This is a genomic window from Xylophilus sp. GW821-FHT01B05 (genome assembly GCA_038961845.1).
Classification (GTDB): domain Bacteria; phylum Pseudomonadota; class Gammaproteobacteria; order Burkholderiales; family Burkholderiaceae_C; genus Xylophilus.
The window spans coordinates 747,566-769,415 of sequence record CP152408.1 but is presented as its reverse complement, the minus strand read 5'-3'; the positions used below and the strand labels follow the sequence as shown (position 1 = coordinate 769,415).

General features: G+C 63.5%; 27 protein-coding genes, 1 tRNA gene and 1 pseudogene. 1 reads left to right on the top strand and 28 read right to left on the bottom strand.

What is annotated here, in order from left to right; translation table 11 throughout:
- Nucleotides 1-37 precede the first annotated feature (37 nt).
- Together AAFF27_03710 and AAFF27_03705 are read right to left on the bottom strand one after the other, a co-directional pair.
- Complete coding sequence (locus AAFF27_03710) at nt 38-1,252, bottom strand: M20 aminoacylase family protein (GenBank protein ID XAH24308.1); 1,215 nt, start codon at nt 1,250-1,252, stop codon at nt 38-40.
- Between the two features lie 256 nt (nt 1,253-1,508).
- A complete protein-coding gene (locus tag AAFF27_03705; GenBank protein ID XAH24307.1) occupies nt 1,509-2,654 on the bottom strand; it encodes an ABC transporter substrate-binding protein in 1,146 nt (381 codons plus the stop codon).
- Between the two features lie 73 nt (nt 2,655-2,727).
- Here AAFF27_03705 and AAFF27_03700 point away from each other — a divergent pair, with 73 nt between their 5' ends.
- Nucleotides 2,728-4,791, top strand: coding sequence for a molybdopterin oxidoreductase family protein (locus AAFF27_03700; protein ID XAH24306.1), 2,064 nt, complete (start codon nt 2,728-2,730; stop codon nt 4,789-4,791).
- 3 nt (nt 4,792-4,794) lie between these two features.
- On the opposite strand, the gene AAFF27_03695 is transcribed toward AAFF27_03700, so the two are convergent.
- The 26 genes and pseudogenes from AAFF27_03695 to AAFF27_03570 form a co-directional block, all read right to left on the bottom strand.
- Nucleotides 4,795-5,742 (bottom strand): DUF2272 domain-containing protein, encoded by a 948-nt coding sequence (locus AAFF27_03695; GenBank protein XAH26151.1) that lies wholly within the window; start codon nt 5,740-5,742, stop codon nt 4,795-4,797.
- Between the two features lie 188 nt (nt 5,743-5,930).
- Nucleotides 5,931-6,007, bottom strand: a tRNA-Met gene (locus AAFF27_03690).
- A gap of 23 nt (nt 6,008-6,030) precedes the next feature.
- Nucleotides 6,031-6,429: a 50S ribosomal protein L17 gene (gene rplQ, locus AAFF27_03685; protein ID XAH24305.1), complete on the bottom strand. Its 399-nt coding sequence runs from the start codon at nt 6,427-6,429 to the stop codon at nt 6,031-6,033.
- A 90-nt stretch (nt 6,430-6,519) separates the two neighbouring features.
- Nucleotides 6,520-7,512: a DNA-directed RNA polymerase subunit alpha gene (rpoA, locus tag AAFF27_03680; protein ID XAH24304.1), complete on the bottom strand. Its 993-nt coding sequence runs from the start codon at nt 7,510-7,512 to the stop codon at nt 6,520-6,522.
- Between the two features lie 141 nt (nt 7,513-7,653).
- On the bottom strand, nt 7,654-8,277 hold the full coding sequence (gene rpsD / locus AAFF27_03675) for a 30S ribosomal protein S4 (GenBank protein XAH24303.1): 624 nt from the start codon (nt 8,275-8,277) through the stop codon (nt 7,654-7,656).
- A 135-nt stretch (nt 8,278-8,412) separates the two neighbouring features.
- Nucleotides 8,413-8,817 (bottom strand): 30S ribosomal protein S11, encoded by a 405-nt coding sequence (gene rpsK, locus AAFF27_03670; protein ID XAH24302.1) that lies wholly within the window; start codon nt 8,815-8,817, stop codon nt 8,413-8,415.
- Nucleotides 8,818-8,836: 19 nt separating this feature from the next.
- Nucleotides 8,837-9,202, bottom strand: coding sequence for a 30S ribosomal protein S13 (gene rpsM, locus AAFF27_03665; protein XAH24301.1), 366 nt, complete (start codon nt 9,200-9,202; stop codon nt 8,837-8,839).
- 19 nt (nt 9,203-9,221) lie between these two features.
- The gene (rpmJ, locus tag AAFF27_03660) at nt 9,222-9,335 is read right to left on the bottom strand and encodes a 50S ribosomal protein L36 (protein XAH24300.1); all 114 of its coding nucleotides are present in this window, start codon (nt 9,333-9,335) and stop codon (nt 9,222-9,224) included.
- Between the two features lie 33 nt (nt 9,336-9,368).
- Nucleotides 9,369-9,585, bottom strand: a pseudogene (infA, locus tag AAFF27_03655) (translation initiation factor IF-1).
- Nucleotides 9,586-9,591: 6 nt separating this feature from the next.
- Nucleotides 9,592-10,905 (bottom strand): preprotein translocase subunit SecY, encoded by a 1,314-nt coding sequence (gene secY, locus AAFF27_03650; GenBank protein ID XAH24299.1) that lies wholly within the window; start codon nt 10,903-10,905, stop codon nt 9,592-9,594.
- Nucleotides 10,906-10,944: 39 nt separating this feature from the next.
- Nucleotides 10,945-11,376 (bottom strand): 50S ribosomal protein L15, encoded by a 432-nt coding sequence (gene rplO, locus AAFF27_03645; protein ID XAH24298.1) that lies wholly within the window; start codon nt 11,374-11,376, stop codon nt 10,945-10,947.
- A 12-nt stretch (nt 11,377-11,388) separates the two neighbouring features.
- Nucleotides 11,389-11,571 carry a 50S ribosomal protein L30 gene (rpmD, locus tag AAFF27_03640; GenBank protein XAH24297.1) on the bottom strand — a complete coding sequence of 61 codons (183 nt, stop codon included), beginning with the start codon at nt 11,569-11,571 and terminating at the stop codon, nt 11,389-11,391.
- 13 nt (nt 11,572-11,584) lie between these two features.
- A complete protein-coding gene (gene rpsE, locus AAFF27_03635) occupies nt 11,585-12,106 on the bottom strand; it encodes a 30S ribosomal protein S5 (protein XAH24296.1) in 522 nt (173 codons plus the stop codon).
- Between the two features lie 19 nt (nt 12,107-12,125).
- Nucleotides 12,126-12,494, bottom strand: a complete 369-nt coding sequence (gene rplR, locus AAFF27_03630; protein ID XAH24295.1) for a 50S ribosomal protein L18 — start codon at nt 12,492-12,494, stop codon at nt 12,126-12,128.
- 11 nt (nt 12,495-12,505) lie between these two features.
- Complete coding sequence (rplF, locus tag AAFF27_03625; protein XAH24294.1) at nt 12,506-13,039, bottom strand: 50S ribosomal protein L6; 534 nt, start codon at nt 13,037-13,039, stop codon at nt 12,506-12,508.
- A gap of 24 nt (nt 13,040-13,063) precedes the next feature.
- Entirely contained in the window at nt 13,064-13,459 is a 396-nt protein-coding gene (gene rpsH, locus AAFF27_03620; protein ID XAH24293.1) for a 30S ribosomal protein S8, read from the bottom strand.
- Nucleotides 13,460-13,479: 20 nt separating this feature from the next.
- Nucleotides 13,480-13,785, bottom strand: a complete 306-nt coding sequence (gene rpsN / locus AAFF27_03615; GenBank protein ID XAH24292.1) for a 30S ribosomal protein S14 — start codon at nt 13,783-13,785, stop codon at nt 13,480-13,482.
- 8 nt (nt 13,786-13,793) lie between these two features.
- Complete coding sequence (gene rplE / locus AAFF27_03610; protein ID XAH24291.1) at nt 13,794-14,333, bottom strand: 50S ribosomal protein L5; 540 nt, start codon at nt 14,331-14,333, stop codon at nt 13,794-13,796.
- 11 nt (nt 14,334-14,344) lie between these two features.
- Nucleotides 14,345-14,665, bottom strand: coding sequence for a 50S ribosomal protein L24 (gene rplX / locus AAFF27_03605; GenBank protein ID XAH24290.1), 321 nt, complete (start codon nt 14,663-14,665; stop codon nt 14,345-14,347).
- Between the two features lie 10 nt (nt 14,666-14,675).
- Entirely contained in the window at nt 14,676-15,044 is a 369-nt protein-coding gene (gene rplN / locus AAFF27_03600) for a 50S ribosomal protein L14 (protein XAH24289.1), read from the bottom strand.
- 173 nt (nt 15,045-15,217) lie between these two features.
- A complete protein-coding gene (locus AAFF27_03595) occupies nt 15,218-16,816 on the bottom strand; it encodes a glycerol-3-phosphate dehydrogenase/oxidase (protein XAH24288.1) in 1,599 nt (532 codons plus the stop codon).
- Between the two features lie 131 nt (nt 16,817-16,947).
- Nucleotides 16,948-18,681 carry an ABC transporter substrate-binding protein gene (locus AAFF27_03590; protein XAH24287.1) on the bottom strand — a complete coding sequence of 578 codons (1,734 nt, stop codon included), beginning with the start codon at nt 18,679-18,681 and terminating at the stop codon, nt 16,948-16,950.
- A gap of 85 nt (nt 18,682-18,766) precedes the next feature.
- Nucleotides 18,767-19,075 (bottom strand): DUF2160 domain-containing protein, encoded by a 309-nt coding sequence (locus AAFF27_03585; protein ID XAH24286.1) that lies wholly within the window; start codon nt 19,073-19,075, stop codon nt 18,767-18,769.
- Between the two features lie 2 nt (nt 19,076-19,077).
- Nucleotides 19,078-19,893 (bottom strand): carbohydrate ABC transporter permease, encoded by an 816-nt coding sequence (locus AAFF27_03580; protein XAH24285.1) that lies wholly within the window; start codon nt 19,891-19,893, stop codon nt 19,078-19,080.
- Nucleotides 19,886-20,782 (bottom strand): sugar ABC transporter permease, encoded by an 897-nt coding sequence (locus AAFF27_03575; GenBank protein ID XAH24284.1) that lies wholly within the window; start codon nt 20,780-20,782, stop codon nt 19,886-19,888. Before AAFF27_03575 ends, AAFF27_03580 begins: the two co-directional genes overlap by 8 nt.
- On the bottom strand, nt 20,779-21,849 hold the full coding sequence (locus tag AAFF27_03570) for an ABC transporter ATP-binding protein (protein ID XAH24283.1): 1,071 nt from the start codon (nt 21,847-21,849) through the stop codon (nt 20,779-20,781). The genes AAFF27_03575 and AAFF27_03570 overlap by 4 nt, the downstream gene beginning before the upstream one ends.
- Between the last annotated feature and the right edge of the window lies 1 nt (nt 21,850).

The following is a 21,850-nucleotide window of genomic DNA, read 5'->3' as shown; positions in this document are numbered from 1 at the left end:
AGTCCCCACCTGGGCTAGAGGCATATTTCACTGATATTTAGTTGCGCTTGGGCTCGGCAAACCAGCTGTGCACCAATTGCACCCAGCAACGCGCCCCCAGCGGGATCAGTGCATCGTTGAAGTCGTAGCTCGGGTTGTGCAGCATGCACGGCCCCATGCCATGGCCAGTGTCGCGGTGCGTACCGTCGCCGTTGGCCAGGAAGGCGTAGGCGCCGGGGCGCGCCTGCAGCATGAAAGAGAAATCCTCTGCGCCCATGGTCGGCTCTTGCACCACGACGTTCTCTGCGCCCATCGCCTCGACCGCCACGCGGCGCAGGAACTCCGCCTCGTAGGCATGGTTGATGGTGGGCGGGTAGTTGCGCGCAAAGTCGAAGTCGCACTGCGCCTCAAAAGCGGCACAGGTGTGCTCGGCCACCTGGCGCATGCGTGCCTCCAGCAGGTCCAGCAGCTCCAGCGAGAAAGTGCGCACCGTGCCCTCCAGCACGCACTGGTTGGGCACGATGTTGGTGGCGTCGCCGGCGTGGATCATGGTGACCGAGATCACGCCCGCGTCCAGCGGCTTCTTGTTGCGGCTGATGATGTTCTGGAAGGCCTGCACCATCTGGCAGGCGATCGGCACCGGGTCTATGCCCAGGTGCGGCATGGCCGCATGCGAGCCCTTGCCGCGGATGGTGATCTTGAACTCGCTGGCCGAGGCCATCACCGGCCCGGGGCTGACCGCGATCTGGCCTGCCTGCATGCCCGGCCAGTTGTGCAGGCCAAACACGGCCTCGGCCGGGAACTGCTCGAACAGGCCCTCTTCCACCATCACCCGGCCGCCGCCACCGCCTTCTTCTGCTGGCTGGAAGATCAGGTAGACGGTGCCGTCGAAGTCGCGGTGCCGCGCCAGGTGCTGCGCGGTTGCCAGCAGGATGGCCGTGTGGCCGTCGTGGCCGCAGGCGTGCATGCGGCCGGGGTTGCGGCTGGCGTGGGCGAAGGTGTTGGACTCTTGCAGCGGCAGCGCGTCCATGTCGGCGCGCAGGCCCAGCGTGCGGCCACTGCTGTCGCGCGCGCCGCGCAGCACACCGACGACGCCGGTGCGGCCCAGGCCACGGTGTACGGGAATGCCCCATTCGGTGAGCTTTTGCGCGACCAGGTCAGAGGTGCGCACTTCCTCGAAGCCAAGCTCGGGGTGGGCATGGATGTCGCGGCGGATGTCGACGATGGCGGCGATCTCGGGCGAGTCGGCGACCAGGGAATCAAGATGTGTCATGGGGGAATCTCCTGCTGCGCCCCGCGCGGGCGGAGCGCCTTGTGAAGGGACAGTCTACCCCTGCGATACAGGGGTACTCCGATCAGTTGCCCATGGCGCTCGCGCCACCCGCGGCGCCGACAACACCAAGGCACAGAAGGCCGCGGAGCAGGCCATGCGTAGACATCCGCGGAACCGGCTCCGCCGGGCCGCTGGATGTGTCCCCTGCAAGGAGGTTGGCGAAGACGCGAAGCGCGTAGCCTGGGGGTGTTTCACTTCAGGCGCGGACCTTGCCGTCGCCCGTCAGCATCGATAGCTCGACGAAATGCGAGGCCACATGGTCGGTCACGCCAAAACTCACGGGAAAGCCGGCGACCGTGCCCGTGCCAATGCCTTCCAGGCCGGCGATCAGGCCTTCGCGGTCGGGCGTGCGCGCGCGGCGCAGGCCTTCGACCAGCACACGCGCGGCCAGGTAGCCCTCGAAGCTGGAGTAGTTGGGCGCCACACCGCTGCCCTTCTTCACGGCCTCCAGAAATTCACGCGCCGCTGCATGCGTGGTCTTGTAGGGCGAAGGCAGCACCTGCGACACGACCACGCCCGCGCCCTCCTTGCCCAGCGCGTCGGCCAACGCCTGCGTGCCGACAAAAGAGACGTTGTAGAAGGTACCGCCGTAGCCCGCCTTGCGCGCCGCCCGCACAAAGGCCGCACAGGCGGCATAGGTGCCCACCTGCACCACGGCCTCGGGCCAGGCCGCAGACAACTGCTTGACGGCCGCACTCACATCCTCGGAGTTGCGCTCCACCGTCACCGTGCCAGCGGGCTGCAGCTTCTGCGCCGCCAGCGCCTTCACCACACCGTCCAGCCCGGCCTTGCCGTAGGTATCGTTCTGGTGAAACACCGCTATGCGCGTCAGGCCCAGGTTGGTGAGCTGGCGCACGATCAGCGCCGTCTCGTCGTCATACGAGGCGCGCAGGTGGAACAGGTTGCGGTGAAAGGGCTCGCGCAGCGCCATGGCGCCCGTCAACGGTGCAATCAGCGGCACCCGCGCCTGGTTCGCCAGCGGCAGCGCGGCCAGCGTGGTGGGCGTGCCCACGTAGCCAAACAAGGCCAATGCGTCCTCATCGATCAGCTTGCGGGTATTGGCCGCACAGCGCTCGGGCTCGTAGCCGTCGTCCAGGCTGCGCAGCTCAATCGTGCGACGCCCCACGCCGCCCTGCGCATTGACCTGGTCAAAACACAGCTTGGCGCCGGCCTGGTACTGCAGGCCCAATTGCGCCGTTGGCCCGGTCAGCGACGCCGACTGGCCCAGCACGATGCGTGTATCGCCCTGCGCCCACACGCGAGGGGCGGCGGTGGCCAGCACAGCGCCGCCAGCCATCAGGCCGGTGGAAAACCGGCGGCGGCTCCAAGTGGACAATGTCATGCGGCTCCCTTCAGAATTCAACCAGCCAGTGTAATGAGGCTGTAAAGCCCCTTCTGGCAGGAAAGCACAGGCCATGCCCGACCACGATTCCCCCACCATCTCGCCCGCCAGCACCCAGGTGCGCGGCGCTTGCCCGCACGACTGCCCCGACACCTGCTCCCTGCTGACCACGGTGCAAGACGGCGTCGCCGTGCGCGTGCAAGGCAACCCGGCCCATCCGATGACCGCCGGCGTGCTCTGCGCCAAGGTCGCCAAGTACCCCGAGCGCACCTACCACCCCGAGCGCCTGCTGCAACCCATGCGCCGCGCCGGCCCCAAGGGCGCAGGTATCTTCGAGCCGGTCAGCTGGGATGAAGCGCTGGACGACATCGCCCACCGCCTCGGCACCATCGCCGCGCGCGACCCGCAGGCCATCCTGCCCTACAGCTACGCCGGCACCATGGGGCTGGCGCAGAGCGAAAGCATGGACCGGCGCTTCTTCCACCGCCTGGGCGCCTCGCTGCTGGACCGCACCATCTGCTCCTCGGCCGGCGGCGAAGGCCTGGTGCAGACCCTCGGCGGCAAGGTCGGCATGCACGTGCAGCACTTCGCAGAGGCCAAGCTGATCCTGATCTGGGGCAGCAATTCCATCGGCAGCAACCTGCACTTCTGGCGCCTGGCGTTGGAGGCCAAGCGCAACGGCGCGCGCCTGGTCTGCATAGACCCACGCCGCACCGAAACCGCCGACAAATGCCACGAGCACGTGGCCCTGCTGCCCGGCACCGACGCGGCGTTGGCCTTTGCACTCATGCACGAATGCATCGTCCACGACTGGCTGGACCACGACTACCTGGAGCGCTACACGCTCGGCTGGCCCGCGCTGCGCGAGCGCGCCCTGCAATGGCCACCGGCCCGCGCCGCCGCCGTGTGTGGCGTGCCAGAAGAACAGATCCGCGAGCTGGCCCGAGCCTACGGCACCACCCAGCCGGCCGCCATCCGCCTCAACTACGGTATGCAGCGCGTGCGCGGCGGCGGCAACGCCACTCGCGTCATCGCCAGCCTGCCTGCCTTGGTTGGCGCCTGGCGGCATCGCGCCGGCGGTGTGTTGCTGAGCAGCTCCGGCTCCTTCCCGGTACAGCGCGCTGCCCTGCAGCGGCCTGACCTGCTGGCCGGGCGCAGGCCGCGCACCATCAATATGTCGACCATAGGCGACGAACTGCTGCGCGAGGCCTCGCCGGCCTTCGGCCCGCGCATCGAAGCGGTAGTGGTCTACAACAGCAATCCGGTGGCGGTCGCCCCAGAGTCGGCCAAGGTCGCCGCCGGCTTCGCGCGTGAAGACCTGTTCACCGTAGTGCTGGAACACTTCCAGACCGACACCGCCGACTATGCCGACTACCTGCTGCCCGCCACCACCCAGCTCGAGCACTGGGACATACAGATCGCCTACGGCCACACCGACGTGCTGCTGAACCGCCCGGCCATCGCGCCCTTGGGCCAATCACGCCCCAACACCGCCGTGTTCCGCGCCCTGGCCGAGCGCATGGGTTTTGATGAGGATTGCTTCCGCGACGACGACCAGACCCTGTGCCGCCAGGCCTATGGCGAGCAGGTCGACTTCGAGCGCCTGCTGCAAGACGGCTTTGCGCCACTCGGCCTGCCCGAGGCCCCCTTCGCCCAAGGCGGCTTCCCCACGCCCTCCGGGCGCTGCGAGTTCTTCAGCGAGCGCCTGGCCGCGCAAGGCCAGGATGGCCTGCCCGATCACCTGCCCAACTACGAAGTGGCCGAGGCCGGCTCGCCCTACCCGCTGGCCATGATCTCGCCGCCGGCGCGCAACTTCCTCAACTCCACCTTCGTCAACGTGAAGAGCCTGCGCGACATCGAGCGCGAACCGGTGCTGGAGATCAACGCCGCCGACGCCGACGCGCGCGGCATCACGACTGGCGCCGTGGTGCGCGTCTTCAACGCGCGCGGTGAATACCGCTGCAAGGCCGAGGTCAGCCCGCGCGCCCGCGCCGGTGTAGTGCATGGCCTTGGCATCTGGTGGCGCAAGTCCGGCCTGGCTGGCACCAACGTCAACGAGCTCACCAGCCAGCGCCTGACCGATCTGGGCCGCGCGCCTACCTTCTACGACTGCCTGGTCGAGGTGGCACCGCTCTGAAATCTATCGCCGCCACTGCAGCAACACGCTCCAGGGCTGGCGGTTGAAATTGCCCTGCGTAGCGCAAGCGCCATCCTCCGCGCAAGCGGCATCGTCAGCATCCGCCTGCCACGTGAAATAACGCCGGCTAAGCGTCGGCGCAGGCCCTGCATCCAGCGCCATTTGCCGTAGCGTCACCGACTGCAGCACATTGCCGCCAATGCTCTGCAGCAGGCCGCTCTCGCGATCCACCGCCACCACCAGATCACAGTGCATGGGCAGCGCCCGCTGTGCCGCCAGCACTGCGCCCAAAGCCTGGAAGCGATCCAGTCCGGCACCCGCGCCGCGCGTGTGGCAGATCAGGTCGCCCGCACGCGGCGTGGTGCTTGCAATGTCGCAGGCGCGGTAGGCGCCACCATCAGCCTGCGCGCCCGCCCGCTCCGCTTCGGTGACGCGGAAGGCCTGCGCCACATACACATGGTGCGCATCTGAAAACGCAAACTCCGCCTCGCTTAAGCCCGCCGTTTTCTCCAGATAACTGATGAAGGCCGCCGACCAAGGGTTATCGATCAAGGCCGCCCGCTGCACCGACGCTGTCAGCGCCGCGCGTTGCTCGCCCTCTGCGGGCAGCCTGTCCAGCAGCGCCGCAATGGAGACAAAACGACCATCCGGCCCGCGCACTTCACGCGGCTTGTCCGGGTCCAGCGAGCGCCAAAAGCCCAGCACCCGCTGCCAGGTCAGCGTACTTTCCCCCGGCGCACGATCAGCCTCCGCCTCATAGAAGCCAGAGCGCACCAAATGCCCTTCAACATCAATGGTCTGGCCGCCAAACAACTGCTGCTGCCGTCGCGCCTCAGCGACCAGCGTGACAACACGCGGATCAGTCGGTACCGATTGCGCCGTTGCACTGCATTGCGGCGCAGCCGGCGTATGCACTACCTCCACCGGCGCACACGCTGCCAACGACAGCATCAGCAAGCACAGCAGGACACGCATGGAAGAGAAGAAAGGCATGGGCTGCACGATAGACGATGAGCGCGAAACCCCGTCTTTAAGGCCCTATTGCAGAGGCACACATCCCGCCAAGGCAAAAAAAAGCCCACGATAAATCGTAGGCTTTTTAACAGTGCATCCCCACTGAATGGGAACCACTGATTGAGTGGTTGCGCGAGCAAGATTTGAACTTGCGACCTTTGGGTTATGAGCCCAACGAGCTACCAGGCTGCTCCATCGCGCGGTAAGAGATCAATTATAGCCTGCTTATTCAGCCTTTTCGCCTTCAGCAGAAGTATTTTCTGCCGCAGTGCGTTCGACCAATTCAACCAGGGCCATAGGAGCGTTGTCGCCCACACGGAAACCCATCTTCAGGATACGGGTGTAGCCGCCCGGACGCGCCTTGAACAGCGGGCCCAGCACGTTGAACAGCTTGGTGACGCTGTCGCGGTCACGCAGGCGGTTGAACGCCAGGCGGCGGTTGGCCAGCGTGTCTTCCTTTGCGAGCGTGATCATCGGTTCGATGACGCGACGCAGTTCTTTGGCCTTGGGAACCGTGGTCTTGATGGCTTCGTGCTCGATGAGCGAATTCATCATGTTCTGCAGCATCGCAAGGCGGTGCGAGCTGGTGCGGTTGAGTTTACGGAGACCGTGTCCGTGGCGCATGGTGCTTTTCCTTCTTTATAAAAACAGGCAGCCGGATCAGGTACTGCCCGTGGCACTCGTCCATCGCAAAACGCGAGGGACGAAATTCTATCAGCGCTTGTCGAGACCTGCCGGCGGCCAGCTTTCCAGCTTCATGCCAAGCGTCAGGCCGCGAGATGCCAGCACTTCCTTGATTTCGTTGAGCGACTTGCGACCCAGGTTCGGGGTCTTGAGCAGCTCGTTCTCGGTGCGCTGAATCAGATCACCGATGTAGTAGATGTTTTCGGCCTTCAGGCAGTTAGCCGAACGCACCGTCAGTTCCAGCTCATCAACCGGGCGCAGCAGGATCGGATCGAACGGCGTGTTGCCACCGCGCGGTGCCGGTGCATCGAAGGCTGCGAGTTCGCCGCCTTCCAGCTGTGCGAACACTGCCAGTTGCTCCACCAGGATCTTGGCCGAAGCGCGCACTGCGTCTTCTGCAGAGATGGCGCCGTTGGTTTCGATCTCGACCACCAGTTTGTCCAGGTCGGTACGTTGTTCCACACGGGCGCTTTCGACCGTGTAGCTCACGCGCTTGACCGGCGAGAACGAGGCGTCCAGCACGATGCGGCCAATGGACTTGGTCGCTTCGTCAGCGTAACGGCGCATCGTGCCCGGCACATAGCCACGGCCCTTCTCCACCTTGATCTGCATGTCGAGCTTGCCGCCTTGCGACAGGTGCGCGATCACATGATCAGGGTTGATGATTTCCACGTCGTGCGGCGTCTGGATATCGCCGGCGGTAACAACGCCTTCGCCATCCTTGCGCAGCGACAGCGTCACTTCGTCACGGTTGTGGAGCTTGAACACCACGCCCTTCAGGTTCAGCAAGATGTTGACGACATCTTCCTGCACGCCGTCGATCGACGAGTACTCGTGCAGAACGCCAGCGATCGTGACTTCGGTCGCGGCGTAGCCCACCATGGACGACAGCAGCACGCGACGGATCGCGTTGCCCAGCGTATGGCCGTAGCCACGCTCGAACGGCTCCAGCGCGACTTTGGCGCGGTTCTGGCCGAGTTGCTCGACGTTGATGGCTTTGGGTTTCAGCAGATTGGTTTGCATGCGGACTTCCTCTCAATACCCCCAGCTCGTTACACCGGTAAGGCTGTGAAGCCCTGGCAGGCGGTGCCCCGCGCGCCAAGGAGTGAAACAATCGAAAAGAGGCGCCCGGAGGCGCCTCGCGCTGGAGAAGCGCAGAACGGATTAGCGGGAATACAGTTCGACGATCAACGATTCGTTGATGTCGGCACCGAATTCGTCGCGATCCGGCGCCTTCTTGAAGGTGCCTTCTGCCTTGTCGAGCTGCACTTCAACCCAAGCCGGCAGGCCGACTTGTTGGGCCAGTTGCAGCGCTTCGGCAATGCGGTTTTGCTTCTTGGACTTTTCGCGCACGGCAACGACGTCACCGGCCTTGACCATGTAGGAAGCAATGTTGACCGACTGGCCGTTCACCGTGATCGCCTTGTGCGACACCAGTTGGCGCGCTTCAGCACGGGTCGAACCGAAGCCCATGCGGTACACCACGTTGTCCAGGCGGGACTCAAGGATGACCAACAGGTTGGCGCCGGTGTTGCCCTTGCGGCGGTCGGCTTGTTCGAAGTAACGGCGGAATTGCTTTTCGAGCACGCCGTACATGCGCTTGACCTTCTGCTTTTCGCGCAGTTGCAGACCGTAGTCGGACGTGCGCTGGCCAGAGGTGCGGCCGTGCTGGCCGGGCTTGGAGTCGAACTTGGCCTTGTCCGCGATCGAGCGACGGGCGCTCTTCAGGAACAGGTCAGTGCCTTCACGGCGGGAAAGTTTGGCCTTGGGGCCGAGGTAGCGTGCCACTTGAGCGTCCTTTGTGTCATCTGCCGCATGCAAGATGCGGGAGCTAGCCGTCAGATGCGGCTAGCGGTGGGCTTATGAGAAAGCGGAAAAAAGCCTGCGATTATAGCCGCAGGCTAGATACCCGAGCGCGAAGGCTCAGATGCGGCGGCGCTTTTGCGGGCGGCAGCCGTTGTGCGGAACCGGCGTCACATCGGAGATCGAGGTGATGCGGATACCCAGCGCGCCCAGAGCACGAACCGAGGATTCGCGACCTGGGCCAGGGCCCTTGATCTCGACGTCCAGGTTTTTGATGCCTTGTTCGATTGCAGCACGACCGGCGACTTCCGACGCGACCTGGGCTGCAAACGGGGTCGACTTACGCGAACCCTTGAAGCCCTGGCCACCGGACGAAGCCCACGACAGGGCATTGCCCTGGCGATCGGTGATCGTGATGATGGTGTTGTTGAACGATGCGTGAACGTGTGCAACGCCGTCCGAAACGTTCTTCCGGACCTTCTTGCGAACGCGCTGCGCAGCGTTATTGGCGGGAGACTTAGCCATGTTTCTCTTTCAGTCCCGGTTATTTCTTCAGAGCCGCTGCACCCTTGCGCGGACCCTTGCGGGTACGGGCATTGGTACGGGTACGCTGACCGCGCATCGGCAGGCCGCGGCGGTGACGGAAGCCGCGATAGCAACCGATGTCCATCAAGCGCTTGATGTTCATCGTCGTTTCGCGACGCAGATCGCCTTCGATCGTGAAGAGCGCGATCTGATCGCGGATCTTCTCGAGATCAGCGTCCGTCAGATCCTTGATCTTCTTCGAGTAAGCAATGCCGCTCGCTTCGCAGATCTTGCGGGCGCGGGTGCGACCGATACCAAAAATGGCGGTCAGGCCAATTTCAGCGTGCTTGTGCGGCGGGATGTTGATGCCAGCAATACGTGCCATGTTCGTCCTCTAAAACTCTTCAACCTTGACGCTGCTTGTGGCGCAGGTCGGTGCAGATCACACGTACCACACCCTTGCGGCGGATGATCTTGCAGTTACGGCACATTTTCTTGACCGAAGCCGAAACTCTCATTGCATTCTCCTAAAACTCATGGTTCGTTCCGACTTACTTGGCGCGGAACACAATACGGGCCCGCGACAAGTCGTAGGGCGTTAACTCCACCGTCACCTTGTCGCCGGGCAGGATGCGTATGTAACACACATGCATCTTTCCCGAGATGTGACCCAACACAATATGACCGTCTTCAACCTGCCGCGAAAGTCGCGTCAGGCAGATTTTCGACCACCTCTCCCTGCATCTGAAAGACACCGTCCTTCACCATGCAACATCAACCGCCAGTCTTGAAATTTGCCTTCTTGAGTAGCGATTCATATTGCTGGGACATCAGATAGTTCTGAACCTGGGCCATGAAATCCATGGTCACCACGACGATGATCAGTAGCGATGTGCCGCCGAAATAAAACGGCACGTTGTACTTCAGGATCAGGAACTCGGGCAGCAGACAGACAAAGGTGATGTACACCGCACCGGCCAGCGTCAGCCGAACCAGGATCTTGTCGATGTAGCGTGCGGTTTGATCGCCTGGGCGGATGCCCGGGATGAACGCGCCGCTCTTCTTCAGGTTATCGGCAGTTTCCCGGCTGTTGAAGACCAGGGCCGTGTAGAAGAAGCAGAAAAAGACGATAGCCGTTGCATACAGCAGCACATAGATCGGCTGGCCAGGCGTCAGGGCACCAGAGATGTCCTTCAACCAGCGCATGGAGTCACCCGTGCTGAACCAATTCGCGACGGTAGCCGGCAGCAGGATGATCGACGACGCGAAGATCGGCGGAATCACGCCAGCCATGTTCAGCTTGAGCGGCAGATGCGACGACTGGCCACCATAGACCTTGTTGCCCACCTGGCGCCGCGCATAGTTCACAAGGATCTTGCGCTGCCCACGCTCAACGAACACCACGAAGTAGGTCACCAGAGCAATGACCAGCACGATAAAGATCGCCACCAGCACGCTCATGGCACCGGTTCGCACCAGCTCCAACAAGCCACCCACCGCGTTCGGCAGACCGGCCGCGATACCTGCAAAGATCAGGATCGAGATGCCATTGCCCAGCCCGCGCTCGGTGATCTGCTCACCCAGCCACATCAGGAACATCGTGCCAGCCGTCAGGCTGACCACCGCAGTCAGGCGGAAGCCAAAACCAGGGTTCAGCACCAGCCCTGCAGAGCTTTCCAGTGCCACAGCAATGCTGAAGGACTGGAACAGTGCGAGGCCTAGCGTGCCATAGCGGGTGTACTGCGTGATCTTGCGCCGACCGGCCTCGCCTTCCTTCTTCAACTGCTCGAAGCTGGGCAATACATAGCCAAGCAACTGCATGATGATGGAAGCCGAGATGTACGGCATGATGCCGAGGGCAAACACGGTGAAACGCGACAGCGCCCCACCAGAGAACATGTTGAACAGGTTCAGGATGCCGCCCTGCTGGCCCTGGAACAGCTGCTGGAGCTGCGCCGGATCAATGCCGGGAACCGGAATGTGAGCGCCGACGCGGTAGACCACCAGCGCAAGCAGCAGAAACACCAGCCGACGACGCAGGTCGCCGAACTTGCCGGTCTTTGCGAGAGTTGCTGCGCTAGTAGCCACTGCGGATGTCTTTCAACGGTTGCGGAAGAGAAGTAAGGCTCAGGCCACGCTGCCGCCAGCTGCTTCGATAGCAGCCTTGGCACCTGCGGTCGCACCAACACCCGTCAGCTTCACAGCCTTGGTCAGTTCGCCTGTCTTGATGATCTTCACCACCTTGATCAGTTGACCAACCAGGCCAGCCTGCTTCAGTGCGAGCACATCCACTTCGGCCAGGCCGAGCTGGTCGAGTGCCGTCAGCGTCACTTCAGCGTTGTACTTCAGCGTCTGCGACTTGAAGCCACGCTTGGGCAAGCGACGTTGCAGCGGCATTTGACCGCCTTCGAAGCCGACCTTGTGGTAGCCACCCGAACGGGACTTCTGACCCTTGTGACCGCGACCAGCGGTCTTGCCGAGGCCGGAGCCGATGCCGCGGCCGACGCGACGCTTCGCGTGCTTGGCGCCTGCGGCCGGCTTGATGCCATTGAGTTCCATGTCTTGCCTCTGTTAGAGCACTTTGACCAGATAGCTGATCTTGTTGATCATGCCGCGCACTGCGGGCGTGTCCTGCAGTTCGCTCACGCTATTGAGCTTGCGCAGGCCCAGGCCACGAACGGTGGCGCGGTGCGATTCCTTGGTGCCAATGGGGCTGCGCACCAGTTGCACCTTGACGGTTTGTTGCGTCGTCATTTCGATACTCCGGTCAGGCGGTGAAGATGTCTTCAACCGACTTGCCGCGCTTGGCTGCCACTTGCGAGGCGGTCGTCGCCTTCGTCAGAGCGTCAAAGGTTGCGCGGACCATGTTGTAAGGGTTGGAAGAGCCATGGCTCTTCGCAACGACATCAGTCACGCCCAGCACTTCGAACACAGCGCGCATCGGGCCGCCGGCGATGATGCCGGTACCCTTGGGGGCTGGTGCCAGGAACACGTTGGCTGCGCCATGGTGACCCGTCACCTGGTGATGCAGCGTACCGTTCTTCAGTGCGACCTTCTTCAGGTTGCGGCGCGCCTCTTCCATCGCTTTTTGCACAGCTGCGGGCACTTCCTTGGACTTGCCCTTGCCGAAACCGACGCGACCGTCACCGTCGCCGACCACAGTCAGTGCAGCGAAGCCGAGGATACGGCCGCCCTTAACGACTTTGGTCACGCGGTTGACCGCGATCATCTTCTCGCGCAAACCGTCGTCTTGGCCTTCGGTTTGCACCTTGGGTTGAAATTTAGCCATGATGTATTCCGTCCTGCGCTTAGAACTGCAGACCCGCTTCGCGGGCGGCATCGGCCAGCGCTTTCACGCGGCCGTGGTAGGCGAAACCGGCACGGTCGAAAGCGACCTTGTCGACACCTGCAGCCTTCGCCTTTTCAGCGATGCGCTTGCCGATGATGATGGCAGCAGCGGCATTGCCGCCCTTGCCTGCGCCGCCGAGCGACTTGCGCACGTCGGCTTCCGCCGTCGAAGCGCTGGCCAGCACCGTAGCGCCGTCGCCAGAGATCACGCTGGCGTAGATGTGCAGATTGGTACGGTTCACCGTCAGGCGTGCCACACCTTGCGTCGCAATACGGATGCGGGTTTGGCGCGAACGACGGAGACGCTGCTCTTTTTTGGTCAAGGACATGATGCAGCTCCTTACTTCTTCTTGGTTTCCTTGATCGTGATCTTCTCATCCGAATAACGGATGCCCTTACCCTTGTAGGGCTCAGGTGGGCGAATCGCGCGGATTTCCGCAGCGATCTGGCCGACGCGTTGGCGGTCGGCGCCCTTGATCACGACTTCGGTCGGGGTCGGCGTGGTCACGGTAATGCCAGCAGGCATATCCACGTTGACCGGATGCGAGTAGCCGACCGTCAGGTTCAGCTTGGCGCCTTGAGCCTGGGCCTTGTAGCCCACGCCGATCAGCGACAGCTTCTTTTCGAAGCCCTTGCTCACGCCAACGACCATGTTGTTCACGAGCTGGCGGAAGGTGCCACTCATGGCATTGGCTTCACGCGACTCGTTCGCAGGGGCGAAGCTCAGCTTGCCGTCCTGGCTCGAGACCTTGACCAGTGCATGGGCGGCCAGCGACAGCGTGCCGCCCGTACCCTTGACATTGATCTGGTCATCCTTGATCGACACATCCACACCTTGTGGGATGGCGACCGGCATTTTTCCTACGCGGGACATTTCAGTTTCTCCTCAATGCCTGCTTTAAGCCACGTAGCAAAGCACTTCGCCGCCGACACCGGTAGCGCGAGCCTTGCGATCGGTCATCACGCCTTGCGGGGTGGTGACGATGGCGACGCCCAGGCCGTTCTGGACCTGGGGAATGGAATCACGGCCCTTGTACACGCGCAGGCCAGGACGGCTCACGCGCTCGATGCGCTCGATCACCGGACGACCGGCGTAGTACTTGAGGGAGATCTCGATTTCGGACTTGTTGCCCTCGGTCTTGACCTGGAAGCCGTCGATGTAACCTTCGTCCTTCAGCACTTGCGCGATGGCAATCTTCACCTTGGAAGACGGCACGGAAACGGTGGGCTTGGCCACCATTTGCGCATTGCGAATACGGGTCAGCAGGTCGGCGATGGGATCACTCATGCTCATGTTGAATCTCTCCTGCCTGCTTACCAGCTGGCCTTGGTGACACCGGGGATGTCGCCAGCAAAAGCCAGTTCACGGATCTTGGCGCGAGCCAAGCCGAATTGACGGAAGGTGCCACGCGGGCGACCGGTCAGTTCGCAACGGTTGCGCTGACGCGTAGGGTTTGCGTTGCGCGGGAGCTTCTGCAGGCCCAGGCGGGCTGCATGACGCTCTTCGTCGCTGCGCTTGGCATCGTTGGCGACTGCCTTCAGTTCGGCGTACTTGGTCGCGTACTTGGCTGCCAGTTTTTCGCGCTTCAGTTCGCGCTGGATCAAAGCTACTTTAGCCACACGACACCTCAGTTCTTGAACGGGAAACGGAAGCCGGCGAGAAGCGCTTTGGCTTCTTCATCGGTCTTGGCCGTCGTGGTGATGCTGATGTTGAGGCCGCGCAGGGCATCAACCTTGTCGTACTCGATCTCAGGGAAGATGATCTGTTCTTTGACGCCGACGTTGTAGTTGCCACGGCCGTCGAAAGCGCGACCGGAGATACCACGGAAGTCACGTACACGCGGCAGAGCCACGGTAACGAAGCGGTCCAGGAATTCGTACATCTGCACGCCACGCAGCGTGACCATGCAACCGATGGCCTGGCCTTCGCGGATCTTGAAACCAGCGATAGCCTTCTTGGCCTTGGTCACGACGGGCTTCTGGCCTGCGATCTTGGTCAGGTCAGCCACGGCGTTATCCATGACCTTCTTGTCGGAAACCGCCTCGGACACACCCATGTTGAGCGTGATCTTGGTGAGACGGGGAACCTGCATCGGAGAGGTGTAGCCGAACTTCTCGATGAGTTCAGGCGCGACCTTCTCGCGGTAGTGTTGTTGGAGACGTGCCATGTGTATACCCCTCAGGCGGTCTTGATTTCTTCGCCGCTGGACTTGAAGACGCGTACGCGCTTGCCGTCAGCCTGCAGCTTGATGCCCACACGATCAGCCTTGCCGGTGGCGGCATTGAAGATCGCCACGTTGGACTGGTGGATCGGCATGGACTTCTCGACGATGCCGCCGGTGGTGCCCTTCATGGGGTTCGGCTTGGTGTGCTTCTTCACCACATTGATGCCGTCGACGATCACGTGCGAATCGTCCTTGCGCAGCGACACCGTGCCGCGCTTGCCCTTGTCGCGCCCTGCGAGCACGATGATTTGGTCGCCCTTGCGAATCTTGTTCATGGCGTGTCCTTCAGAGAACTTCAGGAGCCAGGGACACGATCTTCATGAACTTTTCGGTGCGCAGCTCGCGCGTCACCGGTCCGAAGATGCGGGTGCCAATGGGCTCCAGCTTTGCATTGAGCAGCACGGCGGCATTGCCGTCGAACTTAACGAGGGAGCCATCGCCGCGACGAATGCCCTTGGCGGTGCGAACCACCACGGCACTGTAGACCTCGCCCTTTTTGACGCGGGCGCGCGGAGCAGCTTCTTTGATGCTCACTTTGATGATGTCGCCCACGCTCGCGTAGCGACGCTTGGAGCCGCCGAGCACCTTGATGCACAGCACGGACTTTGCGCCGGTGTTGTCGGCGACTTCCAACCGGGATTCTGTCTGGATCATTTCTATATTCCCAACTTGTACTGGAAGGCCGGCGCCATGAAGGCAATCCGAAAGTCCGGTCAGTCTTGGGCCCGTCGTCCACGCCGAAAAACCATTTCGCGGCGCTTGAGGTGGGCAGATACTTCACCCTTTTAGAGCGAAGCCCGCGATTATTGCAAAAAGAATTCGGGCTGTCAAATGCCTGATTGGAGCGTGGCGTACTGTTGCGCCAACACCTCAAAGTCAGCCGTCGCCGGATCGGCCAGCCCTTCTTCCTGCAACAGGGCCGCCACACGAGGCGCCAGGCTGAGCGCCAGTGCGGCGTCCAGGAACAACAGGCGCGAGCGGCGGGCCAGCACGTCTTCCACCGTGCGGGCGTATTCGTGGCGCACGGCAAAGCGCACCATGGCCTCGGTCAGGCCGGGCGCCAGCTCGACATCGGCGCCGGGCAGCGCCGCCACGGCAGCCGCCTCCACTCCGTAAGTGTGCAGACCGGGCGCATCGCTGATCCGGTGCTGTACCTGGGACGGGAGCGGCGCACCAACCAAAGGCAAGCGCGCCGTGACACCGGCCGGCCGTGCCGCCAGCAGCCTGGCATCGAAGCAGCGCTGCAGCACGTCCTCGGCCATGGCGCGGTAGGTGGTCCATTTGCCGCCGGTCACGGTCACCAGGCCGCTAGGGCTGGCCAGTACCGTGTGTTCGCGGCTGATGGCTTTGGTGTTCTCGCCGTCGTCGCCCTGCGGCTTGACCAGGGGGCGCAGGCCGACCCAGCAGCTGAGGACATCGGCCCGGGTCGGGGCGCGCCGCAGGTAGCGGGCCGACTCGCCCAGGATGAAGGCGATTTCTTCTTCGAACGGACGCGGCTCACGCGCCAAGTCCTCACGCGGGGTGTCGGTGGTGCCGAGGATCACCTTGCCGAGCCAGGGCACGGCAAACAATACGCGGCCATCTGCGGTCTTGGGCACCAGCAGGGCATGGTCGCCCGGCAGGAAACTGCGGTCCACCACCAGGTGCACGCCCTGGCTGGGCGCCACCACGGGCCTTACCGGGCGGCCGGTGTCGGCGCCGTCCTGCTGGCGCAGGGTGTCGACCCAGACACCGGTGGCATTCACCACACAGCCCGCCCGTACCGTATAGGAGCGCCCGGTTTCCCGGTCTTCGCACACTACGCCGGCCACCTTGCCGGCCTCATGCACCAGGGAGGTCACAGCGCAGTAATTGATAAGCAAGGCCCCGCGCGCGGCGGCCGTACGCGCCAACGCCAGCGCCAGGCGCGCGTCGTCGAACTGGCCATCCCAGTACTGCACGCCGCCCTTGAGGCCTGCGGGCTGGGCGCCGGGCACGCGCGCCAGGGTGGCCTCGCGGCCCAGGAATTCGGTGGCGCCCAGGCCGGATTTACCGGCCAGCGCGTCATAGAGCTTCAGGCCGACGCCGTAGAACGGTGTCTCCCAGAAGCGGTAAGAGGGCATGACAAAGGCCAGCGGCTGCGCCAGGTGCGGTGCATTGGCCAGCAGGGTGGCGCGCTCGTGCAGCGCCTCGCGTACCAGGGCCACATTGCCCTGGGCCAGGTAGCGCACGCCGCCGTGCACCAGCTTGGTAGCGCGCGAGGACGTGCCCTTGGCGAAATCATGGGACTCCAGCAGCACGACGGAAAAGCCACGTGCGGCGGCATCCAGCGCCACGCCCAGGCCCGTGGCCCCGCCGCCGACAACGGCCAAGTCATAGTGCCGGTCTTCGGCAAGTTGCGCCACCAGGGCGGCGCGCGGCGTGGGAAGAGGTGAAACGTCGGTCATTGTGGGCTGTTCGCATCCTGGCAGGGCCGGACAGGTGCACATCTGCTCCCTCAGGTCATAGGCGGCCCCGGCAGGGCCATTTCCCCTGCCACCGAACCACCCGCAGGGGGCGGTCCGGCAACCAGGGCGCTTTAACGGACTTTGCCATCCTTCCAGGCCTGCAGCAGCTTGTCATAGGCCACTGTCTCACCCTTTGGCTTTTCGTTGGCCAGCTTCTTCCAGGGTGCTTGCTGGTCGCTCAGCCACTTGGCGGGGTCGCCCTTGGGATTGAGCTTGGGCGCGCAATAGGCCATGCCGGCGCGCTGCAGGCGTGCCATGACCTGGTCCATTTCCTCGGCCAGATTGTCCATGGCGCCCTGCGGCGTCTTCTCGCCAGTCACGGCCGTGGCCACATTCTTCCACCAGAGCTGGGCCAGCTTGGGGTAATCAGGCACGTTGTTGCCGGTCGGTGTCCAGGCCACGCGCGCCGGGCTGCGGTAGAACTCGACCAGGCCGCCGAGCTTGGGCGCGGCGTCGGTCATGGCCTGCGAGCGGATGTCGGATTCACGGATCGGCGTGAGGCCAGTCAGCGTCTTCTTCAGCGAGGTGGTCTTGGCCGTGACGAACTGGGCGTAGAGCCAGGCGGCGGCCACGCGGTTCGGATCGTGGTCCTTGAAGAAGGTCCAGGAGCCCACGTCCTGGTAGCCGTTCTGCATGCCCTCCTTCCAGTACGGGCCGTGCGGGCCAGGCGCCATGCGCCACTTCGGCGTGCCGTCGGCATTCACCACTGGCAGCCCCGGCTTGATCATGTCGGCCGTGAACGCCGTGTACCAAAACACCTGCTGCGCGATCTGCCCTTGCGCGGGCACCGGGCCCGACTCGCCGAAGGTCATGCCCATGGCTTCCTTGGGCGCGTACTTCTTCATCCAGTCGATGTACTTGGTGAGCGCATAGACGGCGGCAGGCGAATTGGTGGCACCGCCGCGCGAGACACTGGCACCCACCGGCGTGCACTTGTCGTCGGCCACGCGGATGCCCCATTCGTCCACCGGCAGGCCATTGGGAAGGCCCTTGTCGGCAGAACCAGCCATGGACAGCCAGGCGTCGGTGAAGCGCCAGCCCAGCGACGGGTCCTTCTTGCCGTAGTCCATGTGGCCGTAGATGGGCTTGCCGTCGATCTGCTTGACGTCATTGCTGAAGAAGTCGGCGATGTCTTCGTAAGCGCTCCAGTTCTGCGGCACGCCCAGCTCGTAGCCGTACTTGGCCTTGAACTTGTCCTTGAGGTCCTGGCGCGCGAACAGGTCGGCGCGGAACCAGTACAGATTGGCGAACTGCTGGTCCGGCAACTGGTACATCTTGCCGTCCGGGGCGGTGGTGAAGCTGGTGCCGATGAAGTCCTTCACGTCCAGGCCAGGATTGGTCCACTCCTTGCCCGCGCCGGCCATGTAGTCGGTCAGCGACATGATCTTGCCGTAGCGGTAGTGGGTACCGATCAAGTCGGAGTCGCTGATCCAGCCGTCATAGATCGACTTGCCCGACTGCATCGAGGTCTGCAGCTTCTCGACCACGTCGCCCTCTTGAATCAGGTCGTGCTTGACCTTGATGCCGGTGATTTCCTCGAAGGCCTTGGCCAGGGTCTTGGATTCGTACTCATGGGTGGTCAGCGTCTCGGACACCACCGATATCTCCTTGACGCCCTTGGCCTGCAGCTTCTTGGCGGCATCGATGAACCACTTCATCTCGGCCATCTGCTGGTCTTTGCTGAGGGTCGACGGCTGGAACTCGCTGTCGATCCATTTCTTGGCCTCCGGCTCGCCAGCCCAAGCGGCCTGGCCTGCCACGATCGCCGCCGCGGCAAACGCCAGGGCCGTGTAACGCATCTTCATGACTGTCTCCTCATTGGTGGATGTCCCCTGCTGACCTTGTGATGGCTGCCGGCCCCGGGGAGCGGGGAGCCGGCATGCCGCTTGACTACCCTTTGCGCAGCACCAGCGCCAACAGCCCCATGGACGCGATGAAGCTGATCCAGATCGAGGGCTCCTCGGCCAGGCTGAACCATTCGGCGATATGGCCGGCCATGCCGACGAAGGCGAGATTGAGATAGGCCGCCGCCAACAGGCCGATAAACAGGCGATCGCCCCGCGTGGTGGCGATCGGCAGAAAGCCGCGGCGCAGCGTGGTCGGGGATTTGATCTCCCAGACCGTCATGCCGATCAGCATCAGCACGATGCAGGTAAAAAACACCGCGACTGGGGTGGTCCAGGCCATCCACTCAAACATGATCAAACCCTCCCCATGGCAAAGCCCTTGGCGATGTAGTGGCGCACAAACCAGATCACGACCGCGCCCGGCACGATGGTGAGCACGCCGGCGGCAGCCAGCGTGGCCCAGTCCATGCCGGAGGCCGACACGGTGCGGGTCATGGTGGCAACGATGGGCTTGGCGTTGACGCTGGTCAGCGTGCGCGCCAGCAGCAGCTCGACCCAGCTGAACATGAAGCAGAAGAAAGCCGCCACACCCACGCCGGCCTTGATCAGCGGCAGGAAGATGGTGAGGAAGAAGCGCGGGAAGGAGTAGCCGTCGATGTAGGCTGTCTCGTCGATCTCGCGCGGGATGCCGCTCATGAAGCCCTCCAGAATCCACACTGCCAGCGGCACGTTGAACAACAGATGCGCCAGCGCCACGGCGATGTGCGTGTCCATCAGGCCCACGGTGGTGTAGAGCTGGAAGAAGGGCAGCAAGAACACCGCCGGCGGCGTCATGCGGTTGGTCAGCAGCCAGAAGAACACGTGCTTGTCGCCGATGAAGCTGTAGCGCGAGAACGCATAGGCCGCCGGCAGCGCCACCGACACCGAGATCACGGTATTGATGGCCACGTAGATCATCGAGTTGATGTAGCCCGAGTACCAGGACTCATCAGTGAAGATGGTCTTGTAGTTATCCCAGGTGAAGTGCTGGGGAAAGAACGAAAAGCTCGACAGGATCTCGCTGTTGGTCTTGAAGCTCATGTTGACCATCCAGTAGATGGGCAACAGGGCGAACACCAGGTAGGCGATCAGGAAAAGGGTGCGCTTCTTGAAGCGCCGTTGTTCACTCATGGCCGGCTCCTTCCTGGCTGGCGGTGCCTACGCGCTGCATCCAGTTGTAGAGGATGAAGCACAGCAGCAGGATGATGAGGAAGTAGATCAGCGAGAAGGCGGCTGCGGGCCCCAGGTCGAACTGGCCGACCGCCTTCTGCGTGAGGTACTGGCTGAGGAAGGTGGTGGCATTGCCCGGCCCGCCGCCCGTGAGCACGAAGGGCTCGGTGTAGATCATGAAGCTGTCCATGAAGCGCAGCAGCACCGCGATCATCAGCACGCCGCGCATCTTGGGCAGCTGGATGTAGCGGAACACCGCGAACTTGCTGGCGCCGTCGATGCGCGCGGCCTGGTAGTAGGCATCCGGGATCGAGCGCAGCCCGGCAAAGGCCAGCAGCGCCACCAGCGGCGTCCAGTGCCAGACATCCATCAGCAGCACCGTGAGCCAGGCCTGCGTGGCGTTGCTGGTGTAACTGTAGTCAATGCCCAGCCAGGCCATGGCGCGGCCGAACAGCCCGATATCGGAGCGCCCGAAGATCTGCCAGATGGTGCCGACCACGTTCCACGGGATCAGCAGCGACAGCGCCACCAGCACCAGCACGGCGGAAGACTTCCAGCCCTGGGCCGGCATGGCCAGCGCCAGGCAAATGCCCAGCGGGATCTCCACCAGCAGCACCGACAGCGAGAACAGCAGTTGCCGCACCAGGGCCTCGTGCAGCTCGCTGTCGCGCATCACCGAGGCGAACCATTCAGTGCCGACGAACACCCGCCGCTCGGGCGAGATGATGTCCTGCACCGAATAGTTGACGACGGTCATCAGCGGCAGGATGGCCGAGAAGGCCACGCAGATGATGACCGGCAGGATCAGGAACCAGGCCTTCTGGTTGACCGGCTTGGTGGTAGTGCTCACGAGACCAACTCCTCATTCTTATAGAAGCAGGTATGCGCACCCAGCACCTGCAGGCCAACCGTGCTGCCCGCCTGCGGCGCGGCCGCGCCGGCGGGCAGGCGCGCCTTGACGGCGTGCTCGCCGATGCGCGCGGTCAGCAAGGTGTAGGTGCCAACGTCCTGCACCCGTTCGACGACGGCCGGCATGCTGCCTGCAGCGTCTTGCCCCACCAGCGCCAGGTACTCGGGGCGGATGCCCAGCAGCAGCGGGCCTTCTGGCAGGCTGCGCGCCAGCGGCAGGCGGCGCCCGGCCAGCTCCAAGCCCTGGGCGTCGGCCGTGACGGGCAGGAAGTTCATGCCCGGCGAGCCGATGAAGTGGCCGACGAAGCGATGCGCGGGCCGTTCGAACAAGGCGTCTGCCGTGCCCACCTGCACGGCGCGGCCACGCGTCATCACCACCACTTCTTCGGCGAAGGTCAGCGCCTCGACCTGGTCGTGGGTGACGTAGATCAGCGTGAGCTTGAGCTCATGGTGGATCTGCTTCAGCTTGCGGCGCAGCTGCCACTTGAGGTGCGGATCGATCACGGTCAGCGGCTCGTCGAACAGCACGGCCGAGACATCGGGTCGCACCAGGCCGCGGCCGAGTGAGATCTTTTGCTTTTGGTCAGCCGACAGGCCGGCAGCGCGCTGGTCGAGCTGGTGGCTCATCTCCAGCATCTCGGCGATCTGGCCGACGCGGGCCTTGATCTGCGCCTCGGGCACCTTGCGGTTGCGCAGCGGGAAGGCCAGGTTCTGCGCCACCGTCATGGTGTCGTAGATCACCGGGAACTGGAACACCTGGGCGATGTTGCGCTGCTGTGGCGTGGCGGCCGTCACGTCGCGGCCGTCGAAGGTCACTGTGCCGTGCGAGGGCGCCACCAGGCCCGAGATGATGTTGAGCATGGTGGTCTTGCCGCAGCCCGAGGGGCCCAGCAGCGCATAGGCGCCGCCGTCGCGGAAAGACATCTTGAGCGGCAGCAGCGCGTAGTCGCTGTCCTGCTGCGGGTTGTCCTGGTAGGCATGCGCCAGGTCGAGGTCGATACGGGCCATG